The following is a 20,029-nucleotide window of genomic DNA, read 5'->3' as shown; positions in this document are numbered from 1 at the left end:
GCCGCGTCCCTCGCCGCCGTCGCCGCGCGGGCCGCCGTCACGGCCGCCGGGCCTGCCACGGCCGTCACTGCGGCCGTCACTGCGGCCGTCCCCACGGCCGCCGCGACGGCCGGAGCCCGCCTCGGAGTCGGTCGCGTCGTCGTCGAGGCGCAGGGTCAGGGAGATGCGCTTGCGTGGAATGTCCACATCGAGGACCTTCACGCGGACGATGTCACCGGGCTTGGCCACATCACGCGGATCCTTCACGAAGGTGTGCGACATCGCCGAAACGTGGACGAGCCCATCCTGGTGCACGCCGACATCGACGAAGGCGCCGAACGCGGCGACGTTCGTGACGACACCCTCCAGGATCATGCCGGGCGTCAGGTCGGAGATCTTCTCGACGCCCTCCTTGAACGTGGCCGTCTTGAAGGCCGGCCGTGGGTCACGTCCGGGCTTCTCCAGTTCGCGCAGGATGTCGGTGACCGTGGGCAGCCCGAACGTCTCGTCGACGAACGTCTGCGGCTTGAGCCCGCGCAGCGTCGCGGTGTTGCCGATCAGCGCCTTGATCTCGCCGCCGACCGAGCCGAGGATGCGCCGTACGACGGGGTAGGACTCGGGATGCACGCTGGAGGAGTCGAGCGGGTCGGCGCCGCCGGGGATGCGCAGGAAGCCCGCGCACTGCTCGAACGCCTTGGGCCCGAGCCGGGCGACCTCCTTGAGCGCCGCGCGGTCGCGGAAGGGCCCGTTGGTGTCGCGGTGCTGGACGATGTTCTCCGCGAGGCTGGAGCCGATGCCGGACACCCGGGTCAGCAGCGGCGCCGAAGCCGTGTTGACGTCGACGCCGACGGCGTTCACACAGTCTTCGACGACCGCGTCGAGCGAGCGGGAGAGCTTGGTCTCCGACAGGTCGTGTTGGTACTGGCCGACGCCGATCGACTTCGGATCGATCTTGACCAGCTCGGCCAGCGGGTCCTGCAGACGCCGGGCGATCGAGACCGCGCCGCGCAGCGACACGTCGAGCTCGGGCAGCTCCTGCGACGCGTACGGCGAAGCCGAGTAGACCGACGCACCCGCCTCGGACACCACGATCTTGGTGATCGCCGGCAGGTGCTTGACGAGTTCGCCCGCCAGTTTGTCGGTCTCGCGGGAGGCCGTGCCGTTGCCGATGGCGATCAGCTCGACGCCGTGCTTCTGCGCGAGGGCGCCGAGCACGGCCAGAGACTGGTCCCACTGCCGCTTGGGCTCGTGGGGGTAGACGGTGGCGGTCTCGACGACCTTGCCGGTGGCGTCGACCACGGCGACCTTGACGCCCGTGCGCAGGCCGGGGTCGAGCCCCATGGTCGCCCGGGTGCCCGCCGGAGCGGCCAGCAGCAGATCGCGCAGGTTGGCGGCGAAGACCCGGACGGCCTCCTCCTCGGCGTCCTGCCACAGCCGCATGCGCAGGTCGAGGCCGAGGTGCACGAGGATGCGGGTGCGCCAGGCCCACCGTACGGTCTCGCCCAGCCACTGGTCGGCAGGGCGGCCCTGGTCGGAGACGCCGAAGCGGGAGGCGATGCGCATCTCGTAGTCGACGGCCTCGTCGGGCTCCAGCGTGACCGAGAGCACCTCCTCCTTCTCGCCGCGGAACATCGCGAGGATGCGGTGGGAGGGCAGCTTCGTGAACGGCTCGGCGAAGTCGAAGTAGTCGGAGAACTTGGCCCCCGCCTCCTCCTTGCCCTCGCGGACCTTGGCCGCCAACTGCCCCCGGCCCCAGAGCTGCTCGCGCAGTTCGCCGATGAGGTCGGCGTCCTCGGCGAAGCGCTCGATGAGGATCGCCCGCGCGCCCTCCAGCGCCGCCGCCGCGTCGGCCACGCCCTCGGCCACGAAGCCCTCGGCGGTCGCCAGCGGGCTCAGCGCCGGGTCGCCCAGCAACCGGTCGGCCAGCGGCTCCAGGCCGAGTTCGCGGGCGATCTGCGCCTTGGTGCGCCGCTTGGGCTTGTAGGGCAGGTAGATGTCTTCGAGGCGGGCCTTGGTGTCGGCCGCCAGGATCTGCGCCCTGAGCTCGTCGTCGAGTTTGCCCTGCGACTCGATCGACTCCAGGATCGCCGCCCGGCGCTCCTCAAGCTCGCGCAGGTAACGCAGGCGTTCTTCCAGAGCGCGCAGCTGGACGTCGTCGAGCGTGCCCGTGACCTCCTTGCGGTAGCGGGCGATGAACGGCACGGTGGCGCCGCCGTCGAGCAAATCGACCGCCGCCTGCACCTGCCCCTCGCGTACGCCGAGCTCTTCCGCGATCCGCTGGTGAATAGAGAGCACTTGCCTGCCTTTCGATGGTCCCCGCCGGTCAATTGTGCAGGACCACGCCGTCCTTCATGACCAGTGAACAAGAGGGATGGGTCACCCCGGCCTCGGCCGCGCCGTCCATCGGATCGGCCTGGTCTCCCACCGCGAGACCGTACCTCTCCGGCCTCGTCGCCGCGCTGCCACCCTGGCGCCGCTGCCCGCCTCCAAGCATGGGACGCCTGCGTGCGGGCCGCCACCTGCCGCTGTGCGCGAGTGAACCGGGCGGCCGCCAATGAGGCGTGGCCGGCCCGCCCGCGGACTTCCGCCGCTGATCGCGGAGGCAGAGGAGGTGTCGAGGTCACGGCAGAACCCTAGAGGCCGGGACCGACGATTTCCGGGGTCCTGGGCGAGGATTCAGGATTCTCCGGCCGTGAACAGTTCCAAGTGGAAGCAGCGTGGGCAGCGATATGCTGCGATTTCCCATTTGGGGCGTCCCATTAACCGGGCGCCGCCGAGAAACCCGCGCTCCAGGGCCCCTTGGACCCAGCGCGCGAATCCGTTCGCACCCTGTCCTGAATCCTGGATAAAGCCCGCTTCCAGCCCGGGCGTCCCACAATGTGTGCACCTAAGGTCAGTCACCGGAAAAGCGTACTGATTCGCCGGGTTCGATCTCGTGAACGCGAAAGGCGACACCGTGCCGCGAACTGGAGGAGGCACGGCTCACCCTCGGCGGTGGCAGTCGGGACGGCTTGCCGCCCTTCGCCCTGTCGGCGGTGGCCGTCGGGACGGCCTGCTATCCCTTGGCCCTGTCGATGGGGGTCAGGCGCTGCGGCTCGGGCGCGGACGTGCCGTCGCCCGTCACGATCAGCCCCAGCCGGGCGAGCGGCGCCGACCCCGGGGTCCACGCCTCCCGGCTGAGGGCGCCGTCGGCGGGGAAACGGCCCGCGCCGAAGGCGGCGGCGGTGTCCGGGCCGGTCTCCGGATCCTCTCCGACCCACACCCGTTCTTCCGGGACCCCGAGGTCGGCGGCGTGCTCCACCCCGACCTCCGCGCTCCCCACGAACACCAGGTCGTCGGCCAGCCGTCCGGGACGCAGCAGTGCCGCCTTGCCCACGACCAGCGACCCGCGACCGTGGCCGATGACGACGTGTTCGCGCTCGTTCGCGCCCGCCGCAGCGAGACCGTCCGCGAAGGCGGCGAGTTCGGCCGCGCTCCACGCCGCCATGGCGTCCTCGGCCATCGTGTCGCCCGGCTCCCAGATGTCCTCGGGCGGCGGGGCGTCGCAGCCGAGCAACGCGATGGCGGCCACCTGCCGCGCGCCCGCCGTCGCCTGCGCCTGGGCCCGCAGGGCGCGGGCGCGGTCGATGCCGCCCGCGATGCCGCCGAGCGCGGTGTCGAGGCCGGGGACGTAGGTGGCGGTGATGTCCGCGCTGTCCGGATCGCCCCACGAGACGATCACGCGGCCGGCGAACAGGGAGAAGGCCAGCAGGTACGCCGGAGGGTTGCCCGGCGTGCCCCCGCCGGCGAGCGCGTGCTCGACCTCGGCGAGGGCACCCAAGTCGCGGACGATCTGCTCTTGGGAGACGTCGATCAGATCCGCTGCGGTGAATGGAGAGACCGGGCCCTCGGCGGCGGACGGAGAGACCGGGCCCTCCGTGGCGAACAAGGGGGCGTCCCAGCCGAGGGACGGGTCGTCCAGGGTGAAGGAAGGGTCCTCCGCAGCCAGGAGAGCGGCCAGCTCCGCCAGGGTGAAGGAGGCGTTCAGGTCCCCCGACGCGAGGGACGCGCTCAAGTCCTCAAGGGCGGCGGGAACGGCCGGTTCGTCCAAGGCGAGCGGGGCGTCGAGGTCTCCCGAGGCAGGAGACGCGCTCGTGTCTTTCAGGGGAAGGGAAGCGCTCGGGTCTGCCCAGGGGTCTGCCGCGTCCACGGGGTTCGGCTCCGTCAGTGCCATGAGGAGGCGGAACTTCTCGGCGGCGAGGAAGTGGCGGTTGGCGCGGTCGCGTACGGCGGCGGGCAGTCCGTTGAGCAGGCCGAAACCCGCCTGCTCGACCAGCCGCCGCCGCTGCGCCGGGGACAGGGTCCGCCACCAGGCGTGCACCCGGACGGGCAGCGCGGAGTCGCGCAGCGTCAGCAGTTGTCCGAGCGCGTCGGCGTCGCCCGACGAGAGCCGGGTGAGAAGCGATCCGACCGGGGCGGCGTGGCCGGCGAACAGCTCGTAGGCGATCGTACCCGCTGGAACGATCCAGCCGTGCCTGCGTCTGATGCGGGCCAGTCGCCGCCGCAGGTCGGGTGTCTGCGTGGCGGACCATTCGCCGGCCCGGGAGAGTGTCCAGGCGGGCGAGGCGGGCAGTGACAGCGCGGTCAGCTCCGTGCGCAGCCGTGTCCCGGCACGGGCCAGCCGGAGGGCGGCCGCGTCGAGTGAGGCGATCAGGGACGTCATGGCGCGCACGTCGACGCCGCGGACCGGGCCGTGCGCGGCGGTGGGGGTAAGAGCGGTGGCGGCGGAGCCGGGAGGAGGGGCGACAGTGTGGGCGGGGGCGTCGTCGGTGTGCGCTGCGTCGGCCGGGGGATCGGCGGGCTCGCCGCGCCGGGTCAGTTCGTCGGCGGCGGTGGACAGGGCGGCGGTCAGCGCGGAGCGTACCGACGCGCGGTGTGTGGCGAGCGCGGCGGCGAAGTGGGGTGCGCCGCCCCCGACCCAGGCGTGCGCGGCGGCGAGCCGGGCGGCGGCGTCGAGATCGGCGGCGTGCTCGGCGACGAGGGCCGCGAGGCGGTGGTATGACGCGAGGGGGGACATCACCCACCAGCGTGTCATCCGGCGCCCGTTCGCACAGGTCGAACGGCGGTTCACGGGGAAAAGCGACGATCGCCGGATCAGGCGGTGTTTTGTGGTGGAAACGGGCGCTACGGTGGCGGATGTGGTGATCAATGAGGATGATGTCCCCGCCTTGGCGCGCGGATGCGCGGTCCTGGGCACCGGAGGCGGCGGAGACGTCCGCACCGGAGTGCTCGCCGCGAAAGGGGCGATCAGGGCGTACGGCCCGGTCCCTCTCGTACGGCTCGACACCCTGCCCGGCGACGCGCTGATCCTGCCGCTGTCCGGCATCGGCGCGCCGACCGTCGGCCACGAGATGATCCACAGCGAGGAGGAGCCCAAGCGGATCGCCGAGGAGGTCGAGCGGCTGTTCGGCCGCCCCCCGTCCGCGATCATGTCCGCCGAGATCGGCGGCGAGAACGGCGTCTCCCCGGTCGCCTGGGCCGCCCGGCTCGGGCTGCCGCTCCTCGACGCCGACGGCATGGGCCGGGCATTCCCCGAGGTCCAGATGGTCTCCATGTACGTGGCCGGACTGCCCGCCGACGTCGTCGTCATGTCGGACGTCGCGGGCAACGTGGTCACGATCCGCCCGGTGGACGGGCTCTGGTCCGAGCGCCTGGCCCGCGCCGTGTGCGTCGCCTCCGGCTCTCATGCGCTGATGGCCGACTACATCCTCACGGCCGAGCGGGCGCACGGGGCGGTCATCGAGGGTACGGTCACCCGCGCCCTGTCCATCGGCCGCGCCACGGAGGGCGCCGCCGATCCCCTCCGGGCGCTGACGGCCGAACTCGGCGCGGCCCGGCTGATCACCGGCAAGCTCACCGACGTCGAACGCCGCACCACCGGCGGCTTCGTCCGGGGCTCGGCCACGATCGAGGGGACCGGCGCCGACCGGGGGCGCACCCTCCGCCTGGAGCTCCAGAACGAGAACCTGGTCGCGCTGGAGGGCGGCCGAGTCAGGGCCGTGGTCCCGGACCTGATCACGGTGGTGGACACCGAGACGGCGGGCGCCGTCCAGACGGAGGCGCTCAGGTACGGCCAGCGCGTCACGGTGCTGGCCTGGGCCTGCGACCCGCTGTGGCGTACCGCCAAGGGCCTGGAGACCGCAGGGCCCTCGGCCTTCGGCTACACCCACGAATACGTGCCGGTCGAGGAACTGGAGACCGCGGGGGCCTCGGCCTTCGGCCACGACTCCGTGCCGGTCGAGGAACTGGAGGGACGCGGATGAGCCTGCGAGTCGGGATCGACGTCGGCGGCACCAACACCGACGCGGTGGTGCTCGACGCCGGCGACCGGGTGATCGCCAAGGCCAAGCGGCCCACCACCGCCGACGTGACCGGTGGTCTGCGGGCCGCGCTCGACGCGGTGCTCGCCGCGCTGGAGCCCGCCGACCACGCGCGGATCGGCCGGGTCATGCTGGGCACCACCCACGCCACGAACGCCGTCCTCGAACGCCGTAACCTCGGCCGGGTCGCCGTGCTGCGGCTGGGGGCGCCCGCCACGACGTCCGTGCCGCCGCTCGCGGAGTGGCCGGACGACCTGCGCGCGGCCGTGTCGGCGGGTGAGGCGATCGTGCCGGGCGGCCACTACGTGGACGGCCGCGAACTGGCCCCGCCCGACCTCGACGCGATCCGGCGCTTCCTGGAGCGGGAGGCGGACGCGGTCGCCGTCACGGCGGTCTTCAGCCCGGCGAACGCCGAGCACGAACTGCGGGTGCGGGACCTGGTCGAGCGCGAGTACGGCCTGCCGGTCAGCCTGAGCCACGAGATCGGTTCGCTCGGGCTGCTGGAACGGGAGAACGCCACCGTCCTCAACGCCGCCCTGTACGGCGTCGCCACCGCCGTCACCGAGGCGCTGACGACCGCGCTGGCCGAGCGGGGGCTCCGGGCGACGCCGTACATCGCGCAGAACGACGGCACCCTGATGACCGTCGAGCACGCCGCCCGGCTGCCCGTCTCCACCATCGGCTCCGGGCCGGCGAACTCGCTGCGCGGGGCGGCGTTCCTGTCGGGGGTGCCGGACGCGATCGTGGCCGATGTCGGCGGGACCTCCACCGACCTCGGCGTGCTGGTGGGCGGCTTTCCCCGGGAGTCCGCCGCCGCGGTCGAGATCGGCGGGGTGCTGACGAACTTCCGGATGCCCGACGTCCTGGCCATCGCCCTGGGCGGCGGTACCCGGGTGCGCGGCGACGGGGGCGACGGGGTGGTGCTGGGGCCGGACTCCGTCGGGTTCCGGCTGGCGCAGGCCGCCCTGGTGTCCGGCGGCCGGTCGGCCACGATGACGGACGCCGCCGTGCACGGCGGGCGGATGCGAGAGGTCCCGGACGGCTGGCACGACAACCTCCGCGAAAGCCTCGAAACCCACCAGGGCACCGAGACCACCGAGGCGTGGCTGGTCCGGGCGCTCGCCGTCGCCGACGAGATGGCCGAGGACGCCGTGGACCGGATGACGCTGGGCCGTACCGACCGCCCTCTGGTCGTCGTCGGCGGCGGCGCGTTCCTCCTGCCCGGCACCCTGCCCGGCGTCAGCGAGGTGATCAGGCCGGAGCACGCCGAGGTGGCCAACGCGGTGGGCGCCGCCATCGCCCTGGCCAGCGGCCGCGTGGACACCGTCATCCCGGCGGGCGCGGGCCGCGCGGCGGCGATCGAGGAGGCCAGGCGCGAGGCGGCGGCCCGCGCGGTGAAGGCGGGCGCCGACCCGGACCGGGTGGAGGTGGTGGACGTGCACGAGGTCCCGCTGAGCTACCTGGCCGAGCCGGCCGCCCGCCTCCAGGTGAAGGCGGCCGGTCCGCTGGTGACGCCGAGTGACTGAGCGGATCTGGTCGGGCAGGCGGAAAGGGCGCACTGTGGAACTCGGGTGACGAGTTCATCACATGCTCTCCGCGCCGTCAGGCAGGATCGCTACGATCTTGCCGCGCGGCATTTGCCGGAAAACTGTACTTCTGGGAAGGACCCCCCACCATGCAATGGCCCAAGCGACTCGTCGTCGCCGGGGTCGCCGGTGCCGTCACTCTGACCGCCTCCGCGTGTGCGGGCGGCCAGGTGCGCGGCACGGGCGGAACACCCAAGCCGAGCACGAGCGGCAGCGCCGCCCCGACGGAGAACACCGGCACCTTCGTGTACGCCCCCAACCTGGGTGTCGTCACGGACTGGGACCCGGCGACCGCCTACTCCAACGAACTGGTCGCCATGTCGAACATCTACGAGGGCCTGACCAGGTACGACGCCCGCACCCAGAAGCCGGAGCCGCGCCTTGCCACCAAGTGGACCTCGTCGCCGGACGGCAAGGAGTGGACCTTCACCCTGCGCGAGGGCGTGAAGTTCCACACCGGCGCGCCCATGGACGCGGCCGCCGCGAAGAAGTCCATCGAGCGCACCATCAAGATGAAGGGCGGCCCCGCCTACATCTGGAGCGCGGTCGAGACCATCGAGGCTCCCGACCCGACCACGCTGAAGTTCACGCTCAAGTACCCCACCCCGCTCGACGTGGCCGCCTCCGCGGGCTACGCCGCCTACATCTACGACGTGGACGGCGTGGACAAGGACGGCAAGAAGGACGGCGGCACCGGGCCGTACACGATCGAGGACTTCCAGAAGGGCAAGGAGACCGAGCTGACCCTGAAAGCCTTCGACGGTTACTGGGGCGGCTGGAAGCCCGAGCAGTACAAGAAGGTCGCCTTCCGGGTCACGCCGCAGCTCACCACCGCGTGGCAGCTCCTGCAGCGCGGCGAGGTCAACTTCGTGCCGAGGTTGAACCCGCAGCTGTTCGCCCAGGCGGGCTCGACGACCGGGGTGCAGACCTCGGAGCGGCCGTCCTTCCAGAACCTGCTGATGCTGTTCAACACCGAGTCCGGCCCGCTGAAGACGGCGGAGGTCCGGCAGGCGCTGCAACTGGCGATCGACTACGAGGGCCTGCTCGGGGCGCTGAAGGGCGCGGGCTCCAAGAGCAGCGGCCTGGTGCCGGAGGGCCTGCTCGGCCACCACCCGGGCCTCGCCCCGGTGCACGACCAGGCCAAGGCGCAGGAACTGCTCGCCCAGGTGGGCTACGGGCCCGACCATGCCGAACTCAAGCTCAAGCTCACCTACGCCCAGGGCGACGACGACCAGAAGCTGCTGGTCACGCTGCTGACGGCGGCGCTGAAGAACCTCAACGTGAGCCTTGAGGCCAAGCCGATGGCCTGGGAGGCGCAGTGGGACCAGGGTAAGAAGAAGGGCCAGGACATCTTCGTCATGTACTGGTACCCGGACTACGCCGACGCCTACTCGTGGTTCGTCAACGTCTTCAAGAGCGCCGAGAAGCCGCACTTCAACCTGTCGTACCTGAAGGACGCCGAGATCGACAAGGCGATCGACGCGCTGCCCGCGCTGACCGCGACCGACAAGGACATGGCCCTCCAGTCCTACGGCAAGTTGCAGCGGACGATCCTCCAGGAGCGGTTCGCGGCGGCGGTGCCGTACGTCCAGACCTACCAGCGCGCCCTCAGCGCGCAGGTGAAGGGGTACATCGACAATCCGGCGTACCCGAACGTGGTGTTCTTCCACGATCTGTCGATCTGATGGCCGGGTATCTGGCCCGCCGGCTCGGCCAGGCCCTCCTGGTCGTGGCCGGCGTGATCACGCTCACCTTCGTGATCATGCGGCTGGTGCCCGGCGACCCGGCGGTGGCCTTCGCCGGGCCGAAGGCGTCCGAGGCCGAACTGGCGGCGGCGCGGGCGCGCTTCGGGCTGGACGACCCCATCCCGGTGCAGTTGTGGAACTACGTCAGGGACCTGGTGACCGGGGACTGGGGGACCAGCCTGCACACCCGGCGGCCGGTCGTAGAGGACCTCGCCCTGGTCTTCCCCGCCTCACTGGAACTCGTGGGCGCCGCCCTGGTGCTCGCCGTCGCGGCGGGCGTCCCGATCGGGGTGCTCGCGGCCCGATTCAAACGGCGGCTGCCCGACGTCGGGGTGCGGGTGGGGTCGATGCTGGCCGTCTCCGTCCCGGTGTTCTGGCTGGCGCTCGCCCTGCAGACGGTGTTCGCGAGCAACCTCGGCTGGTTCCCCGTCGCGGGGGAGTACGACGGCGAACTCGACACCACGAGCCCGCTCACGCTGTGGACCAACATCACGGTCGTGGACGCGCTCATCACCGGCAACTGGCCCATCCTCACCAGCACGCTGCACCACCTTGTGCTGCCCGCGCTGGTCGTGGCCGCCTACCCGGCCGGGGTGATCGCCCAGCTCACCAGGGCGGCCCTCATCGAGGAGAGCGGCCAGGACCACACCCGGCTGGAGCGGGCGCTCGGCTTCTCCGAGTCCAGGATCCTCACCCGGTTCGCCCTGCGCGCCGCGCTGAACCCGGTGCTGTCGCTGATCGCGCTGGTGTTCGCGTACTCGATGGTCAACGCCTTCCTGGTGGAGGCGGTCTTCAACTGGCCGGGGCTCGGACGCTACGCGGCCGACGCGATCCGCTCGCTCGACACCCCCGCCATCGCCGGTGTCACGCTGCTCGTCGCCATCGTGTACGTCCTCGCCAACCTGGCCGTCGACCTCCTCCAGGGCGTCGTGGACCCGAGGGCGAGGGCCGGATGAGCACAGGCCGGATGAGCGGGGGCGAGCTGAGGCGGACGCTCCCACGCCTGCCCGCCCGACCAACCGACCGCCTGGCCGCCGTCGGCGCGGTCCTGCTCGCGGTCATCGTGCTGGCCGCGCTGCTCGCGCCCTGGATCGCCCCCTATCCGGACAACCAGCCGCAGCCGCTGCGCGCGCTGCTCCCGCCGGGCGGCGCCCACTGGTTCGGCACCGACCAGGTCGGCAGGGACGTCCTGACCCAGCTCCTGTACGGCGCCCGTACCTCGCTGCTGATCGCGGCATCGGTGCTGGCGCTGTCGGCGACGGTGGGCGTCACGCTCGGCCTGGTCGCCGGATACGCGGGCGGCTGGCTTCGAGACGTCATCATGCGGATCACCGACGTCTTCCTCGCCTTCCCCGCGCTGCTGCTGGCACTGGCGCTGGCGGCGGTGCTCCAGCCCGGCGTCACCACCGTCATCATGGCCATCGCGGTCACCTGGTGGCCCTGGTACGCGCGGCTGGCGATGTCCGTGGCCGCCTCCGTCGCCACCCGCCCCTACGTGGACGCGGCCCGCTGCCTCGGCGTGCCCGCACCGGTCATCGTGGTCAGGCACGTGCTGCCCAACTCGCTCACGCCGGTGCTGGTCCAGCTCAGCCTGGACGCCGGCGGCGTGATCCTGGTCGCCGCCGCACTGTCGTACCTGGGGCTCGGCGCCCACGAGCCGACCGCCGAGTGGGGGCTGATGGTCGAGGCGGGGCAGACGCTGTTCACCACCAACTGGTGGGTGGTCACCTTCCCGGGCCTGGCGATCGTGCTGACCGCCTTCGCCTGCAACGTGCTCGGCGAGGGCCTGCGCAACGCGCTCGACCCCAGAAGGACGGTGCGATGATCGAGGTCAGGGACCTCCGGGTCCGGTACGGCGGCCGCAGCGTCGCCCACGTCCCCGAACTCGACGTGGCGGCGGGCGAGTGCGTCGCCGTCGTGGGAGAGAGCGGTTCGGGAAAGTCCACGACCCTGATGGCGCTGCTCGGCCTGACGGAGAACGCCGAGGTCACCGGGCAGGTGCGGGTGTGCGGCGTCGACGTGCTGCGCGCCGGGCCGCGTGAGCTGCGCGCGATCAGGGGCGCGCGGGCGGCGCTGGTCATGCAGTCGCCGCAGGCCGCCCTCAGCCCCACCACCCGGCTCGGCACGCTGATGCGCCGCGCGCTCAAGCTGCACGGCGTCACCGCGGACCCGGCGGAGGCCGTCGAGGCGGTGATGCTCGACCGGGCGATCCTGCGCCGCTACCCGCACGAGATCTCCGGCGGCCAGGCCCAGCGGTTCGCCATCGCGCTCGCCGTCGCGCTCGGGGCCGAGGTGATCCTGGCCGACGAGCCCACCAGCGCCCTCGACGTGACCGTGCAGGCCGAGGTGATCGGCGTGCTGGGCCGCCTGCGCGCCGAGCGCGGGCTGGCGCTGCTGCTGGTCTCCCACGACCTGGCGCTGGTCTCCGCCGTCGCCGACCGTGTGCTGGTGATGCGCGCGGGCGAGGTCGTGGAGAGCGGCCCGTGCGCGCGGGTGCTGTCCGAACCGTCCCATCCGTACACGCGGGAGCTGCTGGAGGCCACGCCGTGACGATCCTGGCCGCCCGCGACCTCGTCCTCGGCTACGGCCGGCGCCCCGTCGTGCATGGGGTCACGCTGGAGCTCACCGAGGGCGGGACCGGGCTCATCGGGGAGAGCGGCAGCGGCAAGACCACGCTCGCCCGCGCCTTCCTCGGCCTGCTGAAGCCCCTCGGCGGGCAGGTCGTCTACGCCGGGCGCGACCTGAGGCAGGCCGACCGGCGCGCCTTCCGCCGCGACGTGCAGCCGGTCTTCCAGGGCGAGTCCCTCGACCCCAGGATGCGGATCGGCGCCTCGGTCGCCGAGGCGCTGCCGCGCGGTGCCCGCGACCGGGTCGGCGCGCTGCTCGAACAGGTGGGCCTGGACCCGGAGCTGGCGGCGCGGCGGCCGCACGAGCTGTCCGGCGGGCAGCGCCAGCGGGTGGTCATCGCGCGGGCGCTGGCCGTCGAGCCGAGGCTGCTCGTCCTGGACGAGCCGACCAGCGCACTGGACGTGACCGTGCAGGCGCGCATCCTCGACCTGCTTGCCGGGCTGGCCGCCGACCGGCTGCTGATCACGCACAACCTGGCGGTCGTCGAGCGGCTGTGCCGTACCAGCCATGTGCTGTTCGCCGGGCGGGTGGTCGAGTCGGGGGAGACCGCGGACCTGCTGCGGGCCCCGGCCCATCCGTACACGAAGGCGCTGCGCGATGCGGTGCCGACGCTGGGCGGTCCGCCCCCGGAGCCGGGCAGGAGCGCGCCGGCGGCCGAGTCCGGCTGCCCGTTCCGGCTGCGATGCCCGCTGGCCGTACCGGCGTGCGAGGAGCTTCCCGAGCCGCGCGTGCTGGCGGGCCGCCCCCGGCCCCGGACGGTGGCCTGCCACCGCGCCGAGGACCTGCTGGGCGGCGCTACAGCGCCTTGAGGCCGCTGATCACCTCCAGCAGGACCCGGGCGTCGGGCGCGGGAGGCGGGTGCTCGACCTGGACGAACTGCTTGGCCTGAAGGTCGCCGACGAGCACGCGGACCACGCCGATCGGCAGGCCGAGCTCGGCGGCCACGTCCACGAGCCGCGTCGGCTTCGTGCACTTCTGGAGGATGATCAGATGCTCGGGCCCGAGGCCGACGGGCATGGCGAGACCGCCCGCCGTGATGATGACGGCGATCAGGTCGATGGCCTCCCCGGAGGGGACGGTGCGCCCTCCGGTCAGGAGGTACGCGGGCACGATCGGCCCGGCGTCCTCGTCGAGCCAGCGCTCGTCACTCACCGCGCACCACCTTCATCACGCGGTCCGTCTTGCGGAGCGGGGCTCCGTTCTGCTGGGGTGCATGCTCCTGGGTCACATGCTCTGCCGGGATCAGCACGATGGCGGTGGTCCCTCCATATGGTGAACCGCGCAACGTCACGCGGATGTCATGCCTGGCAGCCAGGCGGGAGACGACGAACAGGCCGAGCCGGTCGCTGTCCGCCAGATCGAATTCGGGTGGGTCGGCCAGCCTGGCGTTGAGCTCGGCCTGCTCCTCGGCCTTCAGCCCCTTGCCCCGGTCCTCCACCTCGATGGCGAAGCCGCGCGCGGCGGCCTGGCCTCGGACGATGACGGGGGTCTGCGGAGGGGAGTAGACGGTGGCGTTCTCGATGAGTTCGGCGATCAGGTGGATCACGTCGCCGACCAGCGGGCCGAGCAGCGCGTGCTTGGGCATGTTCTCGACCATGACCCGCTGGTAGTCCTCGACCTCGGCGGCGGCGCCCCGCGCCACGTCGAGCAGCGGCACGGGCTTGCTCCAGCCCCGGCCGGGCGTCGCGCCCGACAGGATGATCAGGCCCTCGGCGTGCCGCCGCATGCGGGTGGTGAGGTGGTCCAGGCGGAACAGGTCTTCGAGCGCGTCCGGGTCGGTGGCCTTGTGCTGCATGCCTTCGAGCTGGATGCGCTGGCGGTGCAGCAGGGTCTGGCTGCGCCGGGCCAGGTTGCGGAAGACGTGGCCGACGCCCTCGCGCAGTTGCGCCTGCCCGACGGCCGCCTCGACCGCCGTGCGCTGCACGGTGGAGAACGCCTGGCCGACGTCGTCGATCTCGGTGGTGGTGCTCGCCACCTCGATCTCGCGGACCTCGACGTCCTGCCCGGCGCGCAGCTTGGCGACCACCTGGGGCAGCCGGTCCGTCGCCACGACGCGCGCGGCCTCGCGGAGCGCGGCCAGTTCCTTCGACAACCGGGTGCCCGCGCGCAGCGAGATCGCGATCGACACCACGACGAGCACCAGGCCGGTGCCGCCGAGGATGAGCGCCCGCTCGATCACCCGGTTCGCGACCGGTTCCGCCTCGGCCACCAGCAGCGTGCTGGCCGCCATCTGCAGGTCCTCGAAGGACTTGGCCATGGCGTCGGCGGTGGACTGCCAGCCCGCCGGGACGCGCCCGGCGATGATCTGGTCCTCCATGACCCGCATCCGCTGGTAGTCGGCCGAGGTGAGCAGCGCGACCTGCGGCTCGCGCAGCCCGGAGTCGAGCTCGGCGATGGCCTGGTCGATCAGGAAGCGCCGGTTGCCGACGAGCTGGGTGAAGACCCTGCGCTCGTCGGCGCTGACGCGGCTGCCGGAGGCGATGGCCTGTTCCCTGGTGAGCAGTTCCTTGGCGAACCCGACGTCGATCATGATGGACGACTGCTCGTAGATCGGGATGTCGTCGATCAGCGCCACCCTGCGGTGGAGGCCGAACAGCGAGTCGATGACGGCGTTGTAGGTCTCGACGGCCGTCAGCCTGGGCACCAGGTGGACGTCGATCTCGCCGCGCAGCGAGTCAAGCTTGCCGAGCTGGGCCAGCGCCCCCTTCACCTTGGAGGCGATGGAGGGGGAGTAGTTCATGGACAGTGCCGTGAGGCGGCGGAAGTTGTCCACGGCGTGGTCGGTGCGCGAACGCTGGGCGTTGAGCGCGGAGTTCTTGCCGGAGTCCCGGGGCAGCCCCCTGCGGTGCATGAGCATCGCCGAGCCGAGGCGCTCGCGCTGGAGTTCGGCGATCAGCCCGTACGTGGGCAGGCGCAGGTTGGTCCACAGGGTGGAGTACTGCTTGAGCTGTAAGCTCTCGCTGGCCGTCACCGAGGTGATCACGCCCCACAGCACCACCATCGAGAAGAGCGGGACCAGCAACAAGCCGACGATCTTCGTCCTGATCGTTCTTCTGCTGCGGGCCATGGCACCTCACTCCGGCTGGTCCCCTGCTGGAAACCCCGGACGGGACAAGCCTTGAGGATAGCAATTCGATCAGCAGAATTCCCTATTTTTCAGGACTTTCGAGGGTTCGTCACGGGATTTTGCAGTAGTTTCATGCGCACCAACGGTCACAGGGGGATGCATTGCGCCGTCGTCTCGCCGCGATCGCGCTGGCAGCGGTACTGTCGGTCGCGGCGTGCTCGGCCCCGGCCGACGAAGTGGGCATGATACCCACGAGCGCGGCCAAGGGCGAGTCCGCCTTCGTCTACGCCCAGCACCTCGACGTGATCACGGACTGGGACCCGGCGACGTCGTACAGTAACGAGGTCAAGGTCCTGCAGAACGTCTACGAGACGCTCACGATCTGGGACCCGGTCAACAAGAAGGCCGGACCCCGGCTGGCCACCTCCTGGAAGGCCACCTCGGACGGCCGCACCTGGACCTTCAACCTCCGCCAGGGCGTCCGCTTCCACAGCGGCCGCGAACTCGACGCCACCGCCGTCAAGCAGGCGATCGAACGGACCATGAAGCTCGGCCAGGGCGCCTCCTACGTCTGGGACGCCGTCGAGACCATCCGCGTCAACGACCCCCACAGCATCACCTTCGGGCTCAAGTACGCGGCGCCGCTCGACCTGGCCGCCTCCGCGGCCTACGCCGCCTACATCTACGACACCTCCGTCGTCGAGAAGGTCCGCGACGGCAAGACCGACGCCGGGTCCGGGCCGTACACGATCGCGAACTGGGACAAGGGCGGCGAGCACCAGGTCACGCTGAAGGCGTTCGACGGCTACTGGGGCGGCTGGGACGGCCCGCACTACCGCTCGATCAGGTACCGCGTCGTCCCGGAGCCGGAACGCCGCTGGGAACTGCTCCAGAACGGCCAGGTCAGCTTCGTGGACCGGCTCAGTCCCCGGCTGTTCGCGGAGGCCCGGCGCACACCCGGCGTCCGCGTGGCCGCCACGCCGTCGTTCCAGACCGCGATGCTGTTGTTCAACACCCGCGAGGGGCCGATGCGCGACCCGCGTGTGCGCAAGGCCGTCCAGCGCGTCATCGACTACCCGAGGGTGATCGCCTCCCTCAGGGGCGCGGGCACGGCCACCAGCGGCATCGTGCCCGCCGGGCTGCCCGGCCACGTCAGGAACCGGGTGCCGCGCCAGCACCTCGAACAGGCCCGCCTTCTCCTGCAGAACGCGGGACACGGTCCCGGCGGGCGGCCCCTCACCCTCACTCTCACGTACGCCGACGGCGACGCCGACCAGCAGATGCTCGTCAGCATGCTGACGGCCGCGCTCAAGGAACTCAACGTCACCCTGGACGCCGACGCGATGCCGTGGCTGGAGCAGTGGGATCGCGGCAAGAAGGGCGACCAGGACATCTTCTTCATGTACTGGTGGCCGGACTACGCCGACGGCTATTCCTGGCTCGGCAACGTCTTCCGCAGCAAGGACCCGGTGGTGTTCAACCTGACGTACCTGAAGGACCAGGTGGCCGACAACCAGATCGACCAGTTGCCCATCCTGAGCGTGACCGACCGCTCGGCCGCCGAGGAGACCGTCGCCGACCTGACCGAGCGCCTGCTCGACCAGCGCACGGTGGCGGTGTTCCCGTGGGTGGTGCGCTACCAGCGGGCCTACCTGGGCACGGTCGCGGGCTACGACGACAACCCGGCCTACCCGGACGTGGTGTTCGTCTACGACCTGCGCCCGGCGGCCTAGCCCCTTGTCGCGGTGGAGTACTGACGGCCGGTCGCCTAACCCTGCGTGTGGTCCTCGCCGGGCCGGTCGTCCTGCTCCTCGACCCGCTCGCGCAGCCGCTGCCTGATCTCCTCGGGCGTGTAGGCCCGGCGCCGCCGCTCGGCCCTGGCGATCACGACACCGGTGGCCGCGACTCCGGCGACTCCGGCAAGTCCGAGCCATTTCCACCATCGCATGTGCTTAGGCTAACAATGTGCTGACTCTCGATGCGGCCGTCGACGTCACGAGGACCGGCGACCTGTGGGTGTTCCGCGGGCGCTCGGTGCCCGACCGGGCGATCCAGACGGTGACCAACAGCCCCGTCAACCACGTGGGCATGGCCCTCGTGGTCGAGGACCTGCCGCCCATGATGTGGCACGCCGAACTGGGCCGCTCCCTGCCGGACCTGTGGTCGGGAACCCATCAGCGGGGCGTGCAACTGCACGATCTGCGGGCCGCCGTCACGACCTGGTCCGACCGGTACGGCCAGCGGGCCTGGCTGCGCCAGCTCGAACCGCAGGCGACGCCCGAGATGGAGGACGCCGCCCTGCGCGCGGTGGCGCGGCTGGACGGCACCCCGTTCCCCTCGACCGCCCGGCTGGCCGGGCGATGGGCACGCGGTCGCCTGCCCAGGCTGCGGCGGAGGTCCCGCCCGGTGGAACCCGTGGAGGAGGTCACGGCGGAGAGCGCCTACTGCGCCGAGGTCGTCGCGGTCACCTACGAGGAGATGGGCCTGCTGCCGACCGGCCGCCGTCCCAACTGGTACGACCCCGGCCGCTTCTGGAGCGGCGACGACCTCGGCCTGCTGCTCGGCCACCGGCTGGGCGAGGAGATCACGGTGGAGGTGTGACGCTCAGCCGCCGGTGAGGGTGCGGCGCAGGCGGCGGGCGCCGAGGGCGAACAGGCCGGCGGCCATCGCCGACAGGACGCCGACCTGCGGCAGCACGTCCACGAGCGTGGCGTCGTGGCGGATCAGCGCGGCGAAGGCGTCGTAACCCCACGCGTGCGGCGTCAGGTGCGCCAGCGTGCGCAGCGCGTCGGGGAAGGACTCCAGCGGCACCGTCGTCCCGCCAGCCGCCGACAGGCCGAGGCCCAGCACCATCGCCAGTGACAGCGGCGGCCCCGGCGTGCGGAAGGAGGCGCCGAGCAGCATCGCCGCCCCGCCGCCCGCCAGCGAGAAGGCCGCGACGACCGCCGCCGCGCCCAGCGGGTCGCCCCACGAGACCCCGAACAGCGCCGTCGCCCCCAGCATGATCAGCAGCGCCTGCGCCAGCGCCACCGCGACCCGCCCCGCGGCCTCGCCGAGGACGATGGTCCTGACCGGGGTCGGCCCGGCCAGCAGGCGCGCGGTCACCCCCAGCGAACGGCTCTCGACCACGCCGAGCGCGGCCGTGAGCGAGGTGAGGAAGGTGAACATCAGCAGCAGTGGCGGCGCCGAGACCGCGTAGGCGTTGAGCCCTTCGGGGAAGTCCGTGGCACCCGCCGTGGTGACGCGCACCGGCAGCGCCGGGGCGGCTCCGGCCGCGTCCTGGCGCACGATCGAGCGGATCCAGGTGCCGGTGTCGTGGCTCTTCGGGTCGATCGCGCGCACCAGGTGCCGCAGGGGGACGCCGGCGGCGCCGTACCCGGGTGGGATCACCAGCCCGGCGTGCAGCCGGCCGCGCTCGACGGCGGCGCGCAACGCGGCCTCGTCGGGCAGCCGCTCCACCGTCACGCGGGTGCCGGAGGCCAGCGCCGCCGCCAGGCGCTCGGCGCCGGGCTCGGCGGCCGCGACGACGCCGAGGCGTAGTTCCTGGCCGCCGCCGTACGTCTGGCCGAGCACCAGGATGAGCAGGAAGGGGGCGACGACCGCGAAGAACAGGTTGGTACGCTCGCGCGCCATCCGCCGCAGGGTGAGCCCGGCCATCAGGGCGATCTTCACGGGGTCACCAGCTTTCCGGCACGGGCCACGACGACGGGCAGGGTGAGCGCGGCGATGCCGAGCAGCACCAGCACGGGGAGCGCGAGCTGTTCGTACACGGGCCCGCCGCCGCGCAGTTCGGCCAGGCCCTGGAGGAACCAGTGGTGGGGGGTGAACCTGCCGATCTCGGGCGCCACCGGGAAGAACGAGCCGCCGAGCAGGCCGAACAGCGAGGCGAGCACCCCCTGCCAGTTGGCGGCCTGCTCGGCGGTACGGGCGAAGGAGGCCACGAGGGTCGTCAGCCCCGCCGCGGCGAGCACGCAGGCCAGGACCAGGACGGCGACCGCCGCCGGCGGCCCCCAGTACGCGCCGAGCACCAGCGTGGAGACGGTGACGATCACCGAGGCCCCGGCCAGGCCGACGATCACGTTGCCGAGCAGCTTGGCCCACAGGATCCGCGCCCGGGAGACCGGCATGGACAGCAACCGGGCGAGGGTGCCGAGCCGGCGTTCCTCGAAGATCCCGGTGACGCTGAACATCATGGCGAAGAAGAGGAAGAAGACCGCCGTGCCCGCCGCCTGGTAGGTGCGGGCGTCGAGTTCGCGGGTGCCGAGTGTCGCGTCCTGGACGATCTCCACGGGTCTGGCTGCGGGCGGCAGCGCGTACGACTCGGCCACCTCGCGGGCCACCTGCACTGCGATCGGGGCGTCCTTGCTGCCGATCACCTCGACGCCGGTCGGCGACACGACGAACACCGCGTCGAGTTCGCCGCCGCCCGCGAGGCGCCGCGCCTCGCCCGCGTCCGCCACGGGCCGCAGCCCGCTCAGCCCGGTACGCCGGGCGAACTCGGCGGCCGAGGGGCCGCTCACGCCGTACTCGGCGGCAGGGGGCGGGCCGCCCGCCGAGGTGAGGCCGAGCAGGAACGCGAGGCCGAGCGGGAGCACGATCGCGAAGACGAGCAACGTGCTGTCGGCGGCGCGCTGCCGCAGGTCCTTGACCAGGATGAGCAGCACC

Annotated in this window: 16 protein-coding genes; 9 read left to right on the top strand and 7 right to left on the bottom strand. The window is 72.2% G+C overall.

The features are described 5' to 3' along the window. On the bottom strand, positions 1 to 2,274 hold a 2,274-nt coding region (locus tag ABD120_RS04620; protein ID WP_343948417.1), incomplete at its 3' end, for a Tex family protein. Between the two features lie 760 nt (positions 2,275 to 3,034). Then, the gene (locus tag ABD120_RS04615; protein WP_343948416.1) at positions 3,035 to 5,035 is read right to left on the bottom strand and encodes an alpha/beta hydrolase; all 2,001 of its coding nucleotides are present in this window, start codon (positions 5,033 to 5,035) and stop codon (positions 3,035 to 3,037) included. A gap of 121 nt (positions 5,036 to 5,156) precedes the next feature. Here ABD120_RS04615 and ABD120_RS04610 point away from each other — a divergent pair, with 121 nt between their 5' ends. From ABD120_RS04610 to ABD120_RS04580, 7 genes are all read left to right on the top strand, one after another. Beyond that, the gene (locus ABD120_RS04610) at positions 5,157 to 6,281 is read left to right on the top strand and encodes an S-methyl thiohydantoin desulfurase family protein (protein ID WP_343948415.1); all 1,125 of its coding nucleotides are present in this window, start codon (positions 5,157 to 5,159) and stop codon (positions 6,279 to 6,281) included. Beyond that, on the top strand, positions 6,278 to 7,864 hold the full coding sequence (locus ABD120_RS04605) for a hydantoinase/oxoprolinase N-terminal domain-containing protein (protein WP_343948414.1): 1,587 nt from the start codon (positions 6,278 to 6,280) through the stop codon (positions 7,862 to 7,864). The genes ABD120_RS04610 and ABD120_RS04605 overlap by 4 nt, the downstream gene beginning before the upstream one ends. 149 nt (positions 7,865 to 8,013) lie before the next feature. Beyond that, positions 8,014 to 9,609 carry an ABC transporter substrate-binding protein gene (locus ABD120_RS04600; protein ID WP_343948413.1) on the top strand — a complete coding sequence of 532 codons (1,596 nt, stop codon included), beginning with the start codon at positions 8,014 to 8,016 and terminating at the stop codon, positions 9,607 to 9,609. Then, positions 9,609 to 10,625 (top strand): ABC transporter permease, encoded by a 1,017-nt coding sequence (locus ABD120_RS04595; protein WP_343948412.1) that lies wholly within the window; start codon positions 9,609 to 9,611, stop codon positions 10,623 to 10,625. Before ABD120_RS04600 ends, ABD120_RS04595 begins: the two co-directional genes overlap by 1 nt. Then, entirely contained in the window at positions 10,622 to 11,494 is an 873-nt protein-coding gene (locus ABD120_RS04590) for an ABC transporter permease (RefSeq protein WP_343948411.1), read from the top strand. The genes ABD120_RS04595 and ABD120_RS04590 overlap by 4 nt, the downstream gene beginning before the upstream one ends. Continuing rightward, positions 11,491 to 12,219: an ABC transporter ATP-binding protein gene (locus ABD120_RS04585; RefSeq protein WP_343948410.1), complete on the top strand. Its 729-nt coding sequence runs from the start codon at positions 11,491 to 11,493 to the stop codon at positions 12,217 to 12,219. Before ABD120_RS04590 ends, ABD120_RS04585 begins: the two co-directional genes overlap by 4 nt. Next, positions 12,216 to 13,106, top strand: a complete 891-nt coding sequence (locus ABD120_RS04580; protein ID WP_343948409.1) for an ABC transporter ATP-binding protein — start codon at positions 12,216 to 12,218, stop codon at positions 13,104 to 13,106. Before ABD120_RS04585 ends, ABD120_RS04580 begins: the two co-directional genes overlap by 4 nt. Here the strand turns inward: ABD120_RS04580 and ABD120_RS04575 are convergent. Together ABD120_RS04575 and ABD120_RS04570 are read right to left on the bottom strand one after the other, a co-directional pair. After that, positions 13,093 to 13,449 (bottom strand): DUF742 domain-containing protein, encoded by a 357-nt coding sequence (locus ABD120_RS04575; RefSeq protein ID WP_343948408.1) that lies wholly within the window; start codon positions 13,447 to 13,449, stop codon positions 13,093 to 13,095. The genes ABD120_RS04580 and ABD120_RS04575 overlap by 14 nt on opposite strands. Then, the gene (locus ABD120_RS04570; protein WP_343948407.1) at positions 13,442 to 15,364 is read right to left on the bottom strand and encodes a sensor histidine kinase; all 1,923 of its coding nucleotides are present in this window, start codon (positions 15,362 to 15,364) and stop codon (positions 13,442 to 13,444) included. The genes ABD120_RS04575 and ABD120_RS04570 overlap by 8 nt, the downstream gene beginning before the upstream one ends. A gap of 242 nt (positions 15,365 to 15,606) precedes the next feature. On the opposite strand from ABD120_RS04570, the gene ABD120_RS04565 reads away from it, so the two are divergent. Further along, positions 15,607 to 17,097, top strand: a complete 1,491-nt coding sequence (locus ABD120_RS04565; RefSeq protein WP_343948406.1) for an ABC transporter substrate-binding protein — start codon at positions 15,607 to 15,609, stop codon at positions 17,095 to 17,097. Between the two features lie 35 nt (positions 17,098 to 17,132). Here the strand turns inward: ABD120_RS04565 and ABD120_RS04560 are convergent, their stop codons facing one another. Beyond that, on the bottom strand, positions 17,133 to 17,312 hold the full coding sequence (locus tag ABD120_RS04560) for a hypothetical protein (protein ID WP_343948524.1): 180 nt from the start codon (positions 17,310 to 17,312) through the stop codon (positions 17,133 to 17,135). 20 nt (positions 17,313 to 17,332) lie between these two features. Between ABD120_RS04560 and ABD120_RS04555 the strand changes: the two genes are divergently transcribed. Further along, positions 17,333 to 17,965 (top strand): hypothetical protein, encoded by a 633-nt coding sequence (locus ABD120_RS04555; protein WP_343948519.1) that lies wholly within the window; start codon positions 17,333 to 17,335, stop codon positions 17,963 to 17,965. A 3-nt stretch (positions 17,966 to 17,968) separates the two neighbouring features. On the opposite strand, the gene ABD120_RS04550 is transcribed toward ABD120_RS04555, so the two are convergent. Together ABD120_RS04550 and ABD120_RS04545 are read right to left on the bottom strand one after the other, a co-directional pair. Beyond that, positions 17,969 to 19,036, bottom strand: a complete 1,068-nt coding sequence (locus ABD120_RS04550) for an ABC transporter permease (protein ID WP_343948405.1) — start codon at positions 19,034 to 19,036, stop codon at positions 17,969 to 17,971. After that, entirely contained in the window at positions 19,033 to 20,028 is a 996-nt protein-coding gene (locus ABD120_RS04545) for an ABC transporter permease (protein ID WP_343948404.1), read from the bottom strand. The genes ABD120_RS04550 and ABD120_RS04545 overlap by 4 nt, the downstream gene beginning before the upstream one ends. Position 20,029 lies beyond the last annotated feature (1 nt).

The organism is Nonomuraea longicatena, from assembly GCF_039525605.1.
Taxonomy (GTDB): domain Bacteria; phylum Actinomycetota; class Actinomycetes; order Streptosporangiales; family Streptosporangiaceae; genus Nonomuraea; species Nonomuraea longicatena.
The sequence above is the reverse complement of the archived record's forward strand: the minus strand, read 5'-3'. Positions and strand labels throughout refer to the sequence as shown.

Excerpts from the sequence above, each read along its gene's own strand:
- ABD120_RS04615 (WP_343948416.1), bottom strand. The coding sequence starts at position 5,035 with ATGTCCCCCCTCGCGTCATACCACCGCCTCGCGGCCCTCGTCGCCGAG.
- ABD120_RS04605 (WP_343948414.1), top strand. The coding sequence starts at position 6,278 with ATGAGCCTGCGAGTCGGGATCGACGTCGGCGGCACCAACACCGACGCG.
- ABD120_RS04600 (WP_343948413.1), top strand. The coding sequence starts at position 8,014 with ATGCAATGGCCCAAGCGACTCGTCGTCGCCGGGGTCGCCGGTGCCGTC.
- ABD120_RS04595 (WP_343948412.1), top strand. The coding sequence starts at position 9,609 with ATGGCCGGGTATCTGGCCCGCCGGCTCGGCCAGGCCCTCCTGGTCGTG.
- ABD120_RS04590 (WP_343948411.1), top strand. The coding sequence starts at position 10,622 with ATGAGCACAGGCCGGATGAGCGGGGGCGAGCTGAGGCGGACGCTCCCA.
- ABD120_RS04585 (WP_343948410.1), top strand. The coding sequence starts at position 11,491 with ATGATCGAGGTCAGGGACCTCCGGGTCCGGTACGGCGGCCGCAGCGTC.
- ABD120_RS04570 (WP_343948407.1), bottom strand. The coding sequence starts at position 15,364 with ATGGCCCGCAGCAGAAGAACGATCAGGACGAAGATCGTCGGCTTGTTG.
- ABD120_RS04565 (WP_343948406.1), top strand. The coding sequence starts at position 15,607 with ATGATACCCACGAGCGCGGCCAAGGGCGAGTCCGCCTTCGTCTACGCC.
- ABD120_RS04560 (WP_343948524.1), bottom strand. The coding sequence starts at position 17,312 with ATGCGATGGTGGAAATGGCTCGGACTTGCCGGAGTCGCCGGAGTCGCG.